General features: G+C 28.9%; 13 protein-coding genes. 5 read left to right on the forward strand and 8 right to left on the reverse strand.

Annotation, left to right across the window (positions count from 1 at the left end; genetic code table 11):
* Positions 1-21 precede the first annotated feature (21 nt).
* Both LQ608_RS09810 and LQ608_RS09815 read left to right on the forward strand, forming a co-directional pair.
* Complete coding sequence (locus tag LQ608_RS09810) at positions 22-414, forward strand: (deoxy)nucleoside triphosphate pyrophosphohydrolase (RefSeq protein ID WP_078357518.1); 393 nt, start codon at positions 22-24, stop codon at positions 412-414.
* Between the two features lie 2 nt (positions 415-416).
* Positions 417-3,299, forward strand: a complete 2,883-nt coding sequence (locus LQ608_RS09815) for a DEAD/DEAH box helicase (protein ID WP_239751628.1) — start codon at positions 417-419, stop codon at positions 3,297-3,299.
* Between the two features lie 97 nt (positions 3,300-3,396).
* Here LQ608_RS09815 and LQ608_RS09820 read toward each other — a convergent pair whose 3' ends face one another.
* Both LQ608_RS09820 and LQ608_RS09825 read right to left on the reverse strand, forming a co-directional pair.
* A complete protein-coding gene (locus LQ608_RS09820; RefSeq protein WP_239751630.1) occupies positions 3,397-3,924 on the reverse strand; it encodes a DUF4064 domain-containing protein in 528 nt (175 codons plus the stop codon).
* 21 nt (positions 3,925-3,945) lie between these two features.
* The gene (locus tag LQ608_RS09825; protein WP_239751631.1) at positions 3,946-9,081 is read right to left on the reverse strand and encodes a DUF4011 domain-containing protein; all 5,136 of its coding nucleotides are present in this window, start codon (positions 9,079-9,081) and stop codon (positions 3,946-3,948) included.
* A 423-nt stretch (positions 9,082-9,504) separates the two neighbouring features.
* Here LQ608_RS09825 and LQ608_RS09830 point away from each other — a divergent pair, with 423 nt between their 5' ends.
* The 3 genes from LQ608_RS09830 to LQ608_RS09840 are packed head-to-tail and all read left to right on the forward strand — an operon-like array spanning position 9,505 to position 10,872.
* Complete coding sequence (locus LQ608_RS09830) at positions 9,505-9,948, forward strand: LytTR family DNA-binding domain-containing protein (protein ID WP_239751633.1); 444 nt, start codon at positions 9,505-9,507, stop codon at positions 9,946-9,948.
* Entirely contained in the window at positions 9,945-10,415 is a 471-nt protein-coding gene (locus LQ608_RS09835; RefSeq protein ID WP_239751634.1) for a DUF3021 domain-containing protein, read from the forward strand. The genes LQ608_RS09830 and LQ608_RS09835 overlap by 4 nt, the downstream gene beginning before the upstream one ends.
* Complete coding sequence (locus tag LQ608_RS09840) at positions 10,408-10,872, forward strand: DUF4188 domain-containing protein (RefSeq protein WP_239751636.1); 465 nt, start codon at positions 10,408-10,410, stop codon at positions 10,870-10,872. Before LQ608_RS09835 ends, LQ608_RS09840 begins: the two co-directional genes overlap by 8 nt.
* Before the next feature lie 529 nt (positions 10,873-11,401).
* On the opposite strand, the gene LQ608_RS09845 is transcribed toward LQ608_RS09840, so the two are convergent.
* The 6 genes from LQ608_RS09845 to LQ608_RS09870 form a co-directional block, all read right to left on the reverse strand.
* Entirely contained in the window at positions 11,402-11,953 is a 552-nt protein-coding gene (locus LQ608_RS09845) for a DUF488 domain-containing protein (RefSeq protein WP_239751639.1), read from the reverse strand.
* Positions 11,954-12,150: 197 nt separating this feature from the next.
* Entirely contained in the window at positions 12,151-13,476 is a 1,326-nt protein-coding gene (gtfB, locus tag LQ608_RS09850; RefSeq protein WP_239751641.1) for an accessory Sec system glycosylation chaperone GtfB, read from the reverse strand.
* Positions 13,469-14,974, reverse strand: a complete 1,506-nt coding sequence (gene gtfA / locus LQ608_RS09855; RefSeq protein WP_239751644.1) for an accessory Sec system glycosyltransferase GtfA — start codon at positions 14,972-14,974, stop codon at positions 13,469-13,471. Before gtfA ends, gtfB begins: the two co-directional genes overlap by 8 nt.
* A 37-nt stretch (positions 14,975-15,011) precedes the next feature.
* Entirely contained in the window at positions 15,012-15,200 is a 189-nt protein-coding gene (locus tag LQ608_RS09860; protein ID WP_078357243.1) for a hypothetical protein, read from the reverse strand.
* 160 nt (positions 15,201-15,360) lie between these two features.
* Positions 15,361-15,921, reverse strand: coding sequence for a TetR/AcrR family transcriptional regulator (locus tag LQ608_RS09865; RefSeq protein WP_239751646.1), 561 nt, complete (start codon positions 15,919-15,921; stop codon positions 15,361-15,363).
* 297 nt (positions 15,922-16,218) lie between these two features.
* On the reverse strand, positions 16,219-17,123 hold a 905-nt coding region (locus LQ608_RS09870; protein ID WP_239751649.1), incomplete at its 5' end, for an LPXTG cell wall anchor domain-containing protein.

Here is a 17,123-nt window from a genome sequence, read left to right on the forward strand (position 1 = left end):
CGATATTTTGGAGGTAATATTTTGAAAAAACAAATCGAAGTTGTTGGTGCTATCATTTTTTCTAATAATAAAGTTCTTTGTGCGCAAAGAAATGAAAATATGAGTTTACCTCTAATGTGGGAATTTCCTGGTGGTAAAGTTGAAAAAGATGAATCTGAAATTGATGCATTAAAACGTGAAATAAAAGAAGAAATGTTATGTGATTTAGAAGTTGGAGAGAAAATCACATCTACTGCTTATGAATATGATTTTGGAATTGTTAATCTTCATACATATAAATGCAAATTAAAAGAAAAGATGCCTACTTTGACTGAACATAAAAGTATTAAATGGCTAGAGGTTAATGAATTAGAATCGTTAGAATGGGCGCCTGCAGACATACCTGCTGTGAAAATTATTGTAGATGAGGGATAACAATGAATAATTTATTAGAAGACTTTAATCAGTCGCTACATAAAGGATTTATTGATCGTACTATCTCTCATAAAGGTAATTTCATGCCTAAATTATTGATTAATAATAAAGAAGAGAATGTACTTTCAACGATTATTAATGAACTATATAAATGTAAATCATTTACGATTTCAGTTGCCTTTATTACTGAAAGTGGATTAGCTAGTTTAAAATCACACCTTTATGATTTAAATCAAAAAGGCATTAAAGGTAAAATCATTACATCTAACTATTTAGGGTTTAATACACCTAAAATGTATAAAGAATTATTGAAACTTAATAATGTTGATGTCAGACTGACCGATGTCAACGGATTCCATGCTAAAGGTTATGTATTTGAGCATGAACATTATGCTTCTATGATTGTTGGAAGTTCTAATTTAACTTCGAATGCACTAAAAGTAAATTACGAACACAATATCTTACTGTCTACTCAGAAGAATGGTGATCTTGTTTATAATGTAAAAGCGCAGTTTGATGAATTATGGGAGAAGAGTTCCCCACTATCAAATGCCTGGATTAAAGAATATGAACTTACATATGATGAGCGCAATTTAAAGAATGCTATACGTATTACACAAGAGCAAAATGAAATTCAAAATAATATCGATCAAGCTGTTAAAATCGAACCGAACATAATGCAAAAAGAAGCTTTACATTCATTAGCTGAACTTAGAAAAAGTGGTAAAGATAAGTCTCTCATTATTTCTGCAACTGGTACGGGTAAGACCATTTTGTGTGCACTAGATGTCAGAAGCTATAATCCGAATAAATTTTTATTTATTGTTCACAATGAAGAAATCTTAAGGAAAGCAATTGAAGAATTCAAAAAAGTACTACCTTTTTCCAAAGATGAAGACTTTGGATTATTAACTGGTAAAAATAAAGCCATTCATTCCAAATATTTATTTGCTACAATTCAAACATTATCAAAAGATGATATATACAGTCAGTTTGATCAAAATCATTTTGATTATATCGTTTACGATGAAGCTCATCGTTCTGCAGCTAAGTCATATCAGAAAGTGTTCAACTATTTTACTCCTAATTTCGTTCTAGGAATGACCGCTACACCAGAAAGAACAGATAACTTAAACATATTTGAAATGTTTGATTACAATATTGCTTATGAAATCCGATTACAAAAAGCTCTTGAAAGTGAAATACTTTGTCCATTCCACTATTTTGGCGTTACTGACTATATTCGTGATGGTAAAGCTACTGATGATTTTAGTAGTTTAACTGATTTAACTTCCAATGAAAGAGTCAAACATATATTAGAAAAAACTCAATACTATGGATACTCTGGTGATGAATTAAAAGGGCTTATTTTTGTTAGTAGAAAAGACGAAGCGAAAGATTTAGCTGAAAAATTAACATTACATCAAGTACCTTCAATAGCTTTAACAGGTGAAGATAATTCAGAAAAACGACAAGAAGCGATTGAACAGCTTAAATCAGGAGAAATCAATTATATCATTACCGTTAATCTATTTAACGAAGGAATAGATATTGCGCCTGTAAACCAAATTGTCATGTTGAGAGAAACTGAATCTAGTATTATCTTTATTCAACAACTTGGTAGAGGACTTAGAAAGAGTGATAATAAAGAATATGTAACAGTTATAGACTTTATAGGTAACTATGAAAAGAACTACCTAATCCCGGTCGCTTTATCCGGTGATCAATCACAAAATAAAGATAACTATAGAAGATTCTTAACTAGTAACACTGTCTTAAGTGGTGTTTCAACAATTAACTTTGAAGAAATCGCTAAAAAGAAAATATACGATTCACTCAAACAAGCCAAATTAAGTGCAGCATCTCATATTAAACAAGCCTATAACGAAGTAGAACAAAGAATAGGTCGAATGCCTTTACTCATGGACTTTATTAGACAGAACTCTATAGATCCTAGCGTCATATATTCATCTGAAAGTAACTATAAAAACTATCACGAATTTCTTGTTAAATCAAAGAAAATAGAAGACCAACTAACTGAGAATGAAAAGTTGAATTTAACATTCTTATCTAGAGAAATAGCACCCGGACTAAAGAACGTAGATCATACAATTTTAAATGCAATAATCGAAAGACCACATAAAATACAAGAACTATTAACACTCGCACAAAAAGTAGACCCTAAAGTTACACTTAAAGATATCGAAACAACTTTAAAAATATTAGACTATAGCTTCTATAGCGTTACAATAAACAAAACATATGGCGAGCCAATCATAACAATTTCAAACGATGAAGTAACATTAACAAAAACATTTGCTGCATCACTTGAAAACCTACTTTTCAAAACATATGTAGAAGATATAATCGAATTAGCACAATACAATAACACAACACATCATGGAAACCAAAACCGTCTCATCCTTTACAACAAATATACAAGAAAAGATTTCGTTAAATTACTTAACTGGGATAAAGATGAATCCAGTACAATCTATGGATATAAATCTAAACATAATACCCTACCCATCTTTATCACATATCATAAACAAGATGATATCAGTGATAATACAAAGTACGAAGATGAATTCCTTAGCCCAGACGAACTCAAATGGTTCACAAGATCAGACAAGACATTAAACTCAAAAGAAGTAATCGAAATTATGGCACATAAAGAAAAAAATATAGATATGTATATTTTCGTTAAAAAAGAAGATTCAGCAGACGGAAAAGAATATTATTTCCTAGGAAAAGCACACTATTTAGAAGGCACAGCAGAACAAACAATCATGCCAAACGAAAAGAAAAACAACGTCGTAACAATGACATTATCCATGGAAATACCCGTTCAAGATGAAATTTATAGGTATATAATTGAGGAATAGAAAGCTTTACAAATAAAAACACTTTCCATAAATTCTTATTGAATTTATGAAAAGTGTTTTTTATTTCTAATATAGGCTACTTTTTTACTTTGACTATTTAATATTTATACGGATCCTCAACGTCATTTTTTGTTTCTTGTTCTTTTACATAATCTTCACTATCATTACTATTTTTTTCATTAGTTAAAAAAGGATTTTCATCTTGAAAATTTTCATTATTTTCTTCAAATTCATTATATAAAGAAGTTTTTGGTTTTCTTCTAATTAACATTGTACCTGCTATAATCCACATAATTACCGCAACCCAATTTAATATAATCGATAATATACCTATAACTATCAATATAATACCTGCTACTCTTGTTTTTTTATCTGTCCAAACTATAGAAGTTATTGCAAGACCCATTAAAATGACTCCCCAAATCAATTCAATTATCATAAATCCAGATAAAATGTTTAATGTAGATTTGGCTTCATCAATAGAAATAGAGTTACTGTTCATCATGTCTATAACAGCACCATCACTATTTGAATACCATAATAGCAATCCACAAACTAATAAGATTAATATTTGGACCGCTATACCTATCCAAATAAAAGTACGTTCAGTTGTTCTTTTAATCATTTTTCTATAATCTCCTTAAACTTATTTTTCATTTACCTTCTGAGTTTCCATTTCTTTAATTTTGGTAATTACTCGATCAACCTCTTTATTCTTATCCTCATACCAATCAATCGCCCATATTCTATGAATATCCCAGCCTAAACTATTTAATACACTCGGTTGTATAACATTTCTATCATTTGATGTTTGAGATTTATAATAGTGTTCACCGTCTATTAAAATTGCTAAGATATATTTATTTGGGTTACTTGGATCAACAATAGCTAAATCAATTTTATATTCTGAGTTTCCTAAATGAACTTTTGATTCTATATTATGCTCTAAAAGTTTTTCTTGAAGAATTGTTGCAATTCCATTTTTATCATCAGTTAAATTATTTTTAATTGCAGGTAACGACTTAGCATTCCTAGCATATTGGAGAAATCCTTTTAGACCTCTGACACCTTCAGATTTAGTACGTTTAAGATCAATATCTTCAGGATCAAAAGAAGAAATTACTTTCATTTCTTTTCTAGCTCTGGTAATAGCTACATTCAATCTTCTCCATCCACCATTTTTATTTAATGGACCAAAATTCATTGTCATGTTATTGTTCTCATCTGGACCAAAAGTAGTTGAAAACAAAATAACGTCTCTTTCATCACCCTGAACATTTTCTAAATTTTTAATAAATATTGGTTCTGAAGAATTTTGGTTTTTATGATCCAAATCTGGGTTGTCAACTAACACTATATTAAACATATCTTCAATGAGATTCTGTTGCTGTATATTGAAAGTTATTACCCCAATAGAATCATCACTATTGCTTTTCAAATGTTTAATTAGCACATCTACAACTGCTTTAGCTTCTATCTCATTATTTCGATGACTACCTCTTTTGTATATCCCATTAACATTTTCGAAAAATACTTTAGATGATAATGCATCTGAAGAAGGATACGTAAATAGTGAACTGTTGTAATATGTTAAATTACTATAATGTATTAGACTTTCATGATTAGAACGATAATGCCATTTTAAATATTTCTCAGGAAAATTTGAAGCCAGGCAATCATCTAATAAACTTTCTAAGTCTTCTAATTCAAGATTATCTTCATCTATATTATTCGAACTAAAGAACGAAGTCGGAGGCATTTGCTTTGGATCTCCAACAATAATACAATTTTCTGCTCTAGAAATTGCTCCAATTGCGACATCTGTTGGAATTTGAGATGCTTCATCAAAGATAACTAAATCAAATTTCGGGAATTTCGGATCAATATATTGAGCGATAGACAATGGACTCATTAGCATTACTGGAAATATATCTTGGATAATATTTGAAGTATTATTAAAGATTTTTCGAATTGATTGGCCTCTTCCTCTACTTCTTATCGCTTTTTGTAACACTAAGAAATCTTTTTCAAATGCTTCATTAGCACGTTTATTAGTTAAGTTTTGTTGCATTTTATATATTGTGTTTTCTATAGTTACATCACTAAATTCTTTTTCTTTATTTTTTAAAAGTTGAATTTTTTGTTCTAGTTCAAAGCTATTAAAAGAATCTAAAGTATAATTCAAAGTAAAATACTTTTGAATAAGTTTTTCAATTAAATCCTTCATGATTAATTGAAATAAATTATTATCTTTTGAGTTTTCGATAAATATATTCCTAACATCAGTATTTAAAATTTCTTTTAATTTATCAAATTGTTCATTTACTAATGTCCAATGTTTAAAGTCAATATGTCCCTTCAACCATAAATCGATTTTCTCATTTAATTCATTAAGCTTTAGATCTTCTAACTTACTTTTACTATATTTATACTCTTCGACTAGAGTATTTGTCGCCTCATTCACTACAAGAAATTGTTCTTCTAATATTTTAAATTCATTTGTGTAATTTATTTTAAAATTAAGTATATCTTTAATTTTATTTTTATCTTTATTATCTAATGAATGTATATTCAACTCATTAATAAATTGTATTTGATTATTCAATAAATCTAAATCAGTATTTTTACCTTTCCAGCTATCACCGAAAGATTTAATAAAGTTTTCATTACTCTTTTGTAAATCATTTCTAGCTTTTTGATATTCCTCAATTATTTTAATATCATTTACAAACTCTTCTTCTGTTAAGTTTCCACTTTGGAGCAACTCAATTTCCAAATTACTAATCAATTTATTAAGTTTTTTATTTTTGAATATTTTATTTTTTAATGTTGTATATTCTTCACTTAAGTATTGGACATTAATATTAAGTACTTTTTCATTATATTTGCCTAATATCAATTTATTAGTGTTAGTATAAGTTTTTAATAATGAACTAGCATATTTATACGCTTTATCTAATGGTATATTCTGATATAAACTATACATTTCTTCACTGATTGATACAGAGTATGTATAATTTTTTAAAGAATTTATTACTCTATTAAAATTATACAAATCTTTGATAGTGTTTATATCTTCATTACTAAAATGTTTGCTAATTGTTTCATTAATTATAGGTATTGCATTTTTAATATTTTCTAGTAAAGTTGAAAATTGATCTTTTTTAGAAATACTATATTTATTTACTTTAAAGTCTTTTAATGGGTGTTGATTAATACCATATTTTAATTGATTTATTGTTTTATCTATAATTGATGTGATATCTTTTATTTTCCTAATATCTTCATTTTCTAAGTTCTCAACTATTTTTGGATTTAATGTTATAATTTTTGGAACTTTTTCAAATTGTTCATGCATTTGTATTAATTCGTATAAACTATACCCACTTTTTTGTCTGCTATGGAGTGCTTCAACATAAGTACTAAGCTCATTTTTCAACTCATAAAGTTCATTTGATTTACTTTCAACATTTAATGTTTTCATCTCATAGTTTTGATTCATGCTTACTTCTATTTTTTCTAAAAATCTAGACTTTCTTGTTTTATTAGAATGTAACTCTAGTGTAAAATCTTTTAATCCTAAATTTGTTAAACGATTATTAACTACATTTAAAGCTGCTTGTTTCTCTGCAACAAACAATACTTTTTTACCTTTATTTATGTTATGAACTATCATGTTCGTAATAGTTTGCGATTTACCTGTACCTGGTGGACCATGTAGTACAAAACTACTTTTTTCACTTGCTTTTATTGCTTCTAATTGAGAAGCGTCTACCGAACTTCCTATGCTTAATTCATGCGGTTTATCTGTTTTTTCTATATTACGAGCACTTATATCTTCTAGTGATCTATCAATTTTATAATTCCCATTTATCAATGCTTGTATATTGAAGTTTGAATTAATTTCTTCTGCTCTGTTTTGTAAATCATTCCACATAACAAATTTACTGAATGAAAAGTTACTTATTGTAGCAATCTCTTCAATATCCCAACCATCTTTATCCATTATTGCCTTTCTTATAGCAGAAAAAAGCAGTGGAATATCAGTCCCTTTTTCGTCTTTAGGTAACTCTATTAAGTGTCTTAAGTCTATATTGAATTTTTGTCTCAAATATTCAACTAGTGTAATATTAAACTGTGGCTCATCATCACTTAATTCAACAAGCAGCTTACTTCCTGCACTTTTTTTCTCCATTGATAACGGCAATAAAAGTAATGGTGCATTATAAACTTTATGAATATTTCCAGGTTCACACCATTTTAAAAACCCAATCGCTATATACAGTGAATTCGCTCCATTTTCATCTAAATTCGATTTAGCTTTTCTATATATCGATTTAAGTTGTTTTTCTAGAGCATTCTCTGTTAGAAAACTTCTAAGTCTATTTTCTTTAAAATCATCATCAATGATATTTTTGAATTCTGCTTCAAGTAACTTTGCATTAAAAATATGATTTCCAGATTCTTGGAATGTTATACCTTTAGGTTTTTCTATAATTTTAAAATGTTCATGAATAGATAATTCGTCTTCTAATGTAGCAACATCATATACCATTAATTGTATAGAACTTTTATTCATTCTGAAATTTATCATGGGATTTCTCAATGTTAGATCTAATAAATTTCTACTCCAAATATCAGTTTTTTCAACTGGATTAACTTTAAATTCAATATCTCCAGTTCTTTCAATAATAGTATTAGGTGCATCTGTAACTGTTTCACGAACCCCATAATCTTCCATTATAAAATCCGATTTATTTTCTTTACTCAATACAGGTGTAATACCATAATTTCTACCGCATTTCACATCAACAACTCCTTCAAAATTATAAGGAGTTAAAATATTTCTCTTAGCCATACGAGTAGACTCTTCAAATGATATATCTCTACCGTTAACTATTGATGTTGTTTCAACTACGTCAATATCTTTAATATCATCAGACAATCTTTTAGATAATGCAGCAAAATCAGAAATGTATGGTTCAGTGAAAGACTTATCTAACAACCAGTATCCTGCAAATGCATGACCATGTATAAAAATAACTAATGAGTGTATTCCAACTGCTTCTAAACATGCAGCAAAAAAGAATGCTAAATCTAAACAGGTTCCATTTTTATATTGAATAATTTCTTGAGGATATCTTATATTTTGTCCAAATCTTTCAAAACTTGCTGGTGGGTTTTTATAAGCTATATTTTCTTTTTGTAACGAAGCATAAATGGCTGCAACTTGTAATCTAACGCTCTCGCTATCTCCTGTTTGATATCCAGTAAAACTTGGATCTCCAGTCCATTCTTTCAGTTTCATTCCCGCTTCAGAAACTACTCTTCTTACTTCATTTTCATTTGGTACTATATATGCACAAGTTAGAGAAGGATATATCTGAGTACCTAACCAATGTTGGTAAGGAAGTATATTAATTTTATATGGTTGTTTAAAAATAGTATTGTTTTTCTCATCTAATAACTCAATAAAAAAGTGTGTAGTAATTTTTTCTATTATTTCCCTAAAGAAATCATAATTATAATTAATTTTGGGTTTTTCAATAGTGAATACATTATCTTTTTCAATGTAAGGTATTTCTTGTTCAAATTTGTATATAAAGTTGGTATTCGAATATATCTTTAACTTTAAATTCTCAAAATCCCTATCTTCGTTTAAATTCAAAAATTGAATATCTTTGATAATCGTATAATCATTTTGTGCTAATGAATAATTAATCATATCCACAAAATCAACTCTTATATCAATATCCAAATTTTCTACTATCATTCTCTCCATCATTATTCATCCCCAATCAAATTGTACTTCATATCTTAATAATAATATTATTATACTATAAGTGTTAAATGAAAATAGGATATATTACAAATATTTCAAGATTTTTCAAAATTATTTAACATAATAAAGTTGTTTTCATTATTCATGAATTTTAATAACTCTTCTCAGCAACAAACAATTATGGTGTCATATCTAAAGATGAATTTTTAGAGTTCTACAAAAGTGGGATGTATTCTGATAAAGCAATTACATTTGATGAGTTAGCCTTACCTCAGTCTACTTGTTAGACTGAGGTTTCTTTTATTTTATTACTAAGCAATTCCAATTTCCCCTACCACTTACTCACTTATATTTACCACTTAGCGATATGATATAGTTTTTTTCAACGAAATTTGTTTTACTTTAGTTAAGGAGGAAGACATTATGAAATATAAAGTTAACTATGACGCTTCTTTAGAACAAGATGATTTAATCATCAACTGTCATCCTGACAATCAGAATATAGAAGAAATGATTCAATTAATACAAACTCATGCAGATCAAACTTTCTATCCTGTTAAAAACAGGCGTGATGAAACGCATATTGTGAAACAAAATGATATTTATAGTTTTCGTATTGAAAACAAATTATTAAATATCTATACATTAAATGGACAATATATTTATAATGAAAGGCTTTATAAATTAAAAAAGCATTTAAGTGATAATTTTTTACAAATATCCAAATCAGAAATCATCAATGTAACCTTTATAGATCATTTAGTACTAAATAAAAGTGGGATTATAGAAATTAAATTTATTAATAATGATACAACTTTTTCATCAAGACGATATTTAAAGGCAATTAAGGAGGTATTAGGTATATGAAACGTTTATGTAATGGCGCGATAATAGGCATCTCAATTGGTGTCATTATTTCAATTATTTTCTCTCTACTGTTTGCTAGTGGTGGTTATGATCCTGTTAATCCACATTCTTATATGGGTAAAATTTACTTTAAATATTTAGATGATATCCAAATTATGATAATAGCCGTATGTGTTTGGGCAATTATAGGTATAACATTCAGCCTAAGCACATTAATATTTACACACCTTAAATATTCAAGAATCATAACGACTATTCTTCATTTTCTAATCATGTTAATTATATTTTTCCCATTAGCTATACTAGCAGGATGGTTCCCCTTCAAAGTGTCGGCAATATTAATTTTCTTCATCACATTTATTGTGGTTTACTTTATTATTTGGACAATACTTAATAAGAAAAATAAAAAAACTATTAATGAAATCAATAATTATATTAAAGGGAAAAGGGTTGATCAAAATGAATAAAGGAAGATTTACAGTAGTTCCCGAAAAGGATATCACTGTATTTTTAATAGGCGTTCACATCAACAAACCTTTACAAGTCCATAAATGGCTACCTGTCATTTTAGCAATGCCAGCGATGCTTAAAGAATTATCAAATAATAAATCAATAGGCTGTCTATCATTTGAAATGTTCTTTAAATATAAAGGCGTAAATATCATACAATACTGGGATTCAAACGAATCATTATTAATATATTCAAAAATGCCTAAACACTTAAAAGCTTGGAAGAGATTTAGTAAGCAACTTAAAGGTAATAATGCAGTAGGTTTCTATCACGAAACATATAACGTTAAAGAAAATAATTATGAAAATATTTATCTTAACATGCCTAACTTTGGATTAGGAAAAGCAGTATCCCCACAAGAAGTAACAACCCGCACACATTCAGCAAAACAAAGACTACAAGCAAACCAATAAATCATTCTTATACAAAACAAACATCCCAACCCGAAAGATTTAATTTCGAATTGGGATGTTTTTATGTTATGGATAATGAGTTATAAATTTAGTTCTTAGAGTGTAAGGGAAATCGAATCGCACGAAGACTCCAGAAATATCGTGCGTTTTTGCTCAAATCTACCTGAATCGCACGAAGACTCCAAAGATATCGTGCGTTTTTGCTCAAATCTACACGAATCGCACGAAGACTCCAAAGATATCGTGCGTTTTTGCTCAAATCTACACGAATCGCACGAAGACTTCAAAGATATCGTGCGTTTTTACTCAAATCTACCCGAATCGCACGAAGACTCCAAAGATATCGTGCGTTTTTGCTCAAATCTTGCCGAATCGCACGAAGACTCTAAAGATATCGTGCGTTTTTGCTCAAATCTTGCCGAATCGCACGAAGACTACTAAGATATCGTGCGTTTTTGCTCAAATCCATCCGAATCTCACGATACTTCTAAAATTTAATTTTTCTAATATTACTTTTCATTCCAACTTGTTAAGTTTGCTTAGGATAAACTACTTCTCCATCATCTTCAAGAATTGGCATGGCACCCCATTTTCCTAATTGATGTGGTACGACTTTAATGCCTTCTTTACTATTAAATATAATATGGTTCACTTCTATTTTATGTGCTACTAACCAATTACTTATAATTAATCGATGACATCTTGATGGATGTTGCTCAGCGCACAGCATTGCTACTGTTTCTTCTTTACTCATTTCGATTAATTGATTAACACCAATTTTAAATTCATCTGTTAATGTATAATCTGCATAATTATGAAATGATTGGTTGTCCCATCCTTCATTTAGAGAACCACCAATTTCTTGTGATTGCTTTCGGCGTCCACCTAATAGCTGCATATGTTGATATTTTATATGGTGATTTTCCAACCATTTTTCAAATGATTCTTGATTATATTGAGGGTGACGCTTACTATTAGGAAATGCTCGGACATCAGCTATCATAGTTATGTTAGCTTCTTCCAACATTTGCATAAATGTATCTAATTCATAATCATAATGACCTATAGAAAAAACAGACAATTGTTCAACCTCCGCTTCCTAACATCACATATTACTTACTTACGATTTTTCTTTTTCTCTTCAAATATAGCTAAGACAATAAAGCCTATAATAAATACTGGAATAAATGCAGCAATAAACATCATATTAATACACCTCTTATATACATGTTAATTACAAGTTTAGCTATTTAGAAATATTAATCAAGTTATTAAGAATCACTTCTCCAATGACTGAATAAATTCTGTTGTGTTAATGGATCCTGCTGTTTGTAATTGTAATTGAAGTCGTTTATCTAACGCTGATTGGTCTGTTCTTATTTGTTCTAATGTTGTGCTTAAGTCTGCGTAACTTTCTATGTCGAACAAGTTATGCTCTGCTGTAACGTCTTTGTTATGTGCGAGTTCGTTATATCCTAGGATTAATAATTGATAATCAAATGCTGCTCTTACTGCATCTAATATTTCATTTCCTTTATTTATATCTAAATAAATATCACATGTTTTATAAAGTGAAACAAACTTTTCTCTTCGTGCGTTTGGATATAAATTTACATTTGGATATTGATTCAATTTCATTAAATTCATAGACATTTCAGTTAACGCTGCGATATGAAATTCTAGTTCTGGATGTGATTGTATAATTTCTTCTATATGTGGCATTTGATCCGAGTTGGTCAATGTTAATACTTGATTTGAATGTTGATTAGATTTTATAAATTTATAAACATAACCAGCTTGGTGAATTCGATCTTTATATTTTTCGTCTATTAATGATAGAGCTTTTTCATAAGATGACTGACTAGGTAGCAACAGTTTATATTGTCTTTTTTCTTTTGCTAATGCTTTTTCCAAATGACTGATGATATTTTCTGTTATATCACCTTGCCAGAAAATCTGATCATTTCCAGGACCAGATAACCCGTTAAGCACTGCTGATGGTATTGAAAGTGAATTAATCATGAAATCTTCAGTTTCTAATTGTGCTACTTTAAGATAAAAGTTCACAAACTGAATTTTTGAATGGAAAAAGTATTCTTTATTCTTCCAATTTAGCGTAATATCATTTGTTATAAAGTTTTCTATCATAAACAAGTCATTGTTATGGTTGAAATACCTTTTCAAAATTCTCTTTTGAGTTTGAACATCTAACACGACTTGCGCATATTTTAACCCGAATTTATTATAGTAATCTATATATTGCGTATGTCCGCGTTTATTCAACCACTCCACACGCTCTACAATTCTTTGTTTATAATTCTTCTTATATATAATTCGTGCCTTAACTTCATCAACATTTTTAATAAATGCTGTATTATTATTACCTTCAATCGTCCAAAATCTCGGAATTGTCACTTCATTAAAAAATAAAGGACTTATTGTTGAAGTAGGATTATTCGCAAAAAATTGATAAGGCGTTAATACACCATCTGGTAAAAATCCGTTTTCTTCAATAACAATCGTTGTTCGTTGATTACCAGCATGTTTGAATGAATTATATAAAACGATTGCTTTTTTATCAAAAACATCAAATAAATTAATCATATAACACCTCACTAATTAGCTTTTTCCACTTTTGTGCTATAACTGGTTGCGTGAATTTTTCTGCAATTTCATAAGATACTTCGTTAAAACGATGCGTGTCCTGTTCAAAATATCGAACAATACCGTCTGCGATATGATTTACAATTTCTGATTCTTTTTGTTCATTTAAATTAATTGGTATTAAATAACCATTTTGTTCATCTTTGATAAAAGTAGGATTTCCATAATTCACATCAAATCCGATCATTCCTAGTCCTGATCCTATCGCTTCCATCAATGTTAATCCAAATCCTTCGCTTGTAGAACCTGATAAGAACAATTCATAGTCTTTATATACTTGGCTTAAGTTAACGTGACCTTGTAGTTGAATGTATTCTTCTGCATTATTTTCTTTAATCAAATCCTTCAACAAACGTTTTTGACCACCTTCGCCATAAACATCAAACGTAATTTCTGGAATTGTTTCTTTTGCTTTCACTACTGCTTTCACTAACCAATCTACATGCTTTTCGTTTGCTAATCTTGAAGCTGTAATAATTGAATACGGCTTTCGTTGCTCTGGTTTAACTAAAGTACTTAAACTCCCAACAGGAATTGTATATATCTTAGGATACTTATGGTAATACTTTTCAAATTGCTCAGCTAATAGTTGGTTTTGAATATCGGTAGCAGTAATAAAGAAATCTATTTCATGTGCATTCATAAATACATATTCATAATAATTGTTCCATAGAATATTTGAATCATTAGTAGCAGTTTGATTATAATGTTCAGCATGAATCACGATACCTAAACGTGCTGCACCTTTATTTTGAACCACTGTCTGTCCAATATCTTTAGAACGATCAACTATAAGTAAATCTTCTTCAGTTAAATTAAGTTTTTCTAAAAAATAAGTTATAAAATCTTGTTTCGTATATAACACTTTATCTTTAAAGACAAACATACTTTCATCTTCATTTACATATTCATTGTAAGCAATTGAGCCATCTTCATTATAAAAAGTTCTCATATATAACTTTGCAGCATTATCTTCAGGCGCATAGTATTCTGATAAGATACGAACATACGAGTAATAATCTCTTCTAATTAATTTTCCTCTAGAGATATATTCAACTCTATCGACAATATCACTGTCTTCATTCTTTAAATGACAATTTATATAGTTATGATCACTATTGTAATAAATGCGTCTCACTTTGCCTTTATCTTCAATTTTTGTAACCTCTGCATGTAATTGACTCGTAATTTCCTCAATTGTCACACTTGTAGGTGCAATTTTTATATCTGTAAAATACTGATACAACCATATTATTTCATCATCTTTAAATCCGATATTCTCAGTTAATGTTTGAATGTTTTCATTTTTAATAAAGTCTAAAAAGACGAATTTAATCGTTTGCTCGCACTTTCTTAATAACTGCGCTCTATATAATTGCGCATACTCAACACCACTACTTGCCCATCCAATTCCAAGATTAATATTATAAACTGTCACCTGTATCACCTCACCTTATATTTTTATCAGTTTTGTATTATATAAATAATCTAACTAAGCTTGATACCATTAAAATCACTAAAAAGAATGTACACATAAACTTTAGAGTAAAGAATTGTTTCTTTTCTTGTTTTTTCTCTTTTTTAAAATCATATTCACGTAATTCATCTTCAATTTCTTTATTAAGTCTTTCTAATTCTTCTTTACTTATATCAACATTATTCATTTTATTTACCTTCTTACTTTTTAAAATTATGATTACTGACCACGAGTCAGTTATATTCTAAAAATTAGTATTTAACAAATTAATTTATTTGCTAAATACAAACCTTTTAGATTATACAATAAATTTTATGGAAAATATACACTAAATTAAAACTTTTTTATTATTTAAAGTCGTTTTCAGAAACAGAATCGATTCCACTCATGATCATTTTTATATAAACCGATAAAATACGGTCATCTTTAGCAATATTATTATCTAAAATTTCTTCTTTAATATAAAAATCTACAATCCCCATTATATATTTTACTTTAAATAATGAGCTTGCTGATTCATCGTTAAACAACTTAAGTGCAATAACTTTTCTAAATGGCTTATAACCCGTACGCACACTATTCATCCATTCACTTTCACTCGTTGCAGATAATAAATTATTCACTAATTGTCGTTTTTCAATCGAAAAATCTATAAAAATATTAAAAAGATCAATAATCATAGCATCAATGGTTTTCTGATTATCTAGTTGATTAATTTGATATTCTATTTCGTTAATTAACATCATACCGATAATATCGATTAATTGGCTTTTATGTTCAAAATAATAATAAAAAGTCCCTTTACCTAAACTAGCAGTTCGACAAATATCAGCTACCTTTAAATCATGGTATCCCCTTTCAACTAATAATTCCTTTGCAGTTTCTATAATTAAATTTCTTGTTTCCAAAAAAAATCATCCCTTTTCTTTGTAAGCTTTAATTAAACATTTCATTTAACTAAATATCCATTTAAAAATTACTTCAACTCAACAATGTCTATAAATTATACAACATATCTATTAATTATCAATTTATTTTTTATATTTAAAATATAATTTTTGGTTTTGAAATTTTCTTATAAAAACTAGATATAAGCCCATATTCAATCTATTCATCTACTAACAATATAATATTAGAGGCTGAGACATTAACCTTGTCCCAGCCTCTATTAAATTACATTACTTGAAGAAATTCACCAATATAAATTAATTATTATCCGTATTTTTTCTACGTCTACCTCTTAATAAAGCAATACCAGCAAGCGCGGCAAGGCTAGAAATCAATCCATTATTAGTAGCAACCTCACCTGTATCCGGTAATTTATTACCATTATCTTTGTTGTGATCATCTTGTTGTTTATTCGTGTTAGAAATTTCATCATCCTCATTTAAAGCATCCGAAGATAAAGTTTCAAATTCACTTAATGAGTCATTTTCACTAATTGATTCGGACTCACTCAATGACTCGAACTCGCTAATAGATTCAGATTCGCTATATGAATCACTTTCACTGATAGACTCTGACTCACTATAAGAATCACTCTCACTAACAGATTCTGATTCACTTAATGACTCGGACTCGCTTAATGATTCACTCTCGCTATTTGGTTCTGATTCACTTATAGATTCACTTTCGCTAATTGATTCGGATTCACTTAATGATTCGCTCTCACTAATAGATTCCGATTCGCTGATTGATTCCGATTCGCTTATAGATTCAGATTCGCTAATTGACTCAGATTCACTGATTGATTCAGATTCGCTCAATGATTCGGACTCGCTAATAGATTCTGATTCGCTTATTGATTCGGATTCACTGATTGATTCTGACTCGCTTAGTGATTCCGATTCGCTAATTGATTCTGATTCGCTTATTGATTCTGATTCACTGATAGATTCGGACTCACTAATAGACTCGGACTCACTAATTGATTCGGATTCACTAATTGACTCTGACTCACTAATTGATTCCGATTCACTGATTGATTCTGACTCACTGATTGATTCTGATTCACTAATAGATTCTGATTCGCTAATAGACTCTGACTCACTTAATGATTCACTTTCACTGATTGACTCGGACTCACTTAATGACTCTGATTCACTGATTG

It is taken from the genome of Mammaliicoccus sp. H-M34 (assembly GCF_022386495.1).
GTDB classification, from domain to species: Bacteria; Bacillota; Bacilli; order Staphylococcales; family Staphylococcaceae; genus Mammaliicoccus; species Mammaliicoccus fleurettii.

What these genes read in the sequence shown, in the direction of transcription:
- gtfB (WP_239751641.1), bottom strand. Translation starts at nt 13,476, where the DNA reads ATGATTAATTTATTTGATGTTTTTGATAAAAAAGCAATCGTTTTATAT.
- LQ608_RS09825 (WP_239751631.1), bottom strand. Translation starts at nt 9,081, where the DNA reads ATGGAGAGAATGATAGTAGAAAATTTGGATATTGATATAAGAGTTGAT.
- LQ608_RS09840 (WP_239751636.1), top strand. Translation starts at nt 10,408, where the DNA reads ATGAATAAAGGAAGATTTACAGTAGTTCCCGAAAAGGATATCACTGTA.
- LQ608_RS09830 (WP_239751633.1), top strand. Translation starts at nt 9,505, where the DNA reads ATGAAATATAAAGTTAACTATGACGCTTCTTTAGAACAAGATGATTTA.
- LQ608_RS09835 (WP_239751634.1), top strand. Translation starts at nt 9,945, where the DNA reads ATGAAACGTTTATGTAATGGCGCGATAATAGGCATCTCAATTGGTGTC.
- LQ608_RS09820 (WP_239751630.1), bottom strand. Translation starts at nt 3,924, where the DNA reads ATGATTAAAAGAACAACTGAACGTACTTTTATTTGGATAGGTATAGCG.
- LQ608_RS09815 (WP_239751628.1), top strand. Translation starts at nt 417, where the DNA reads ATGAATAATTTATTAGAAGACTTTAATCAGTCGCTACATAAAGGATTT.
- LQ608_RS09860 (WP_078357243.1), bottom strand. Translation starts at nt 15,200, where the DNA reads ATGAATAATGTTGATATAAGTAAAGAAGAATTAGAAAGACTTAATAAA.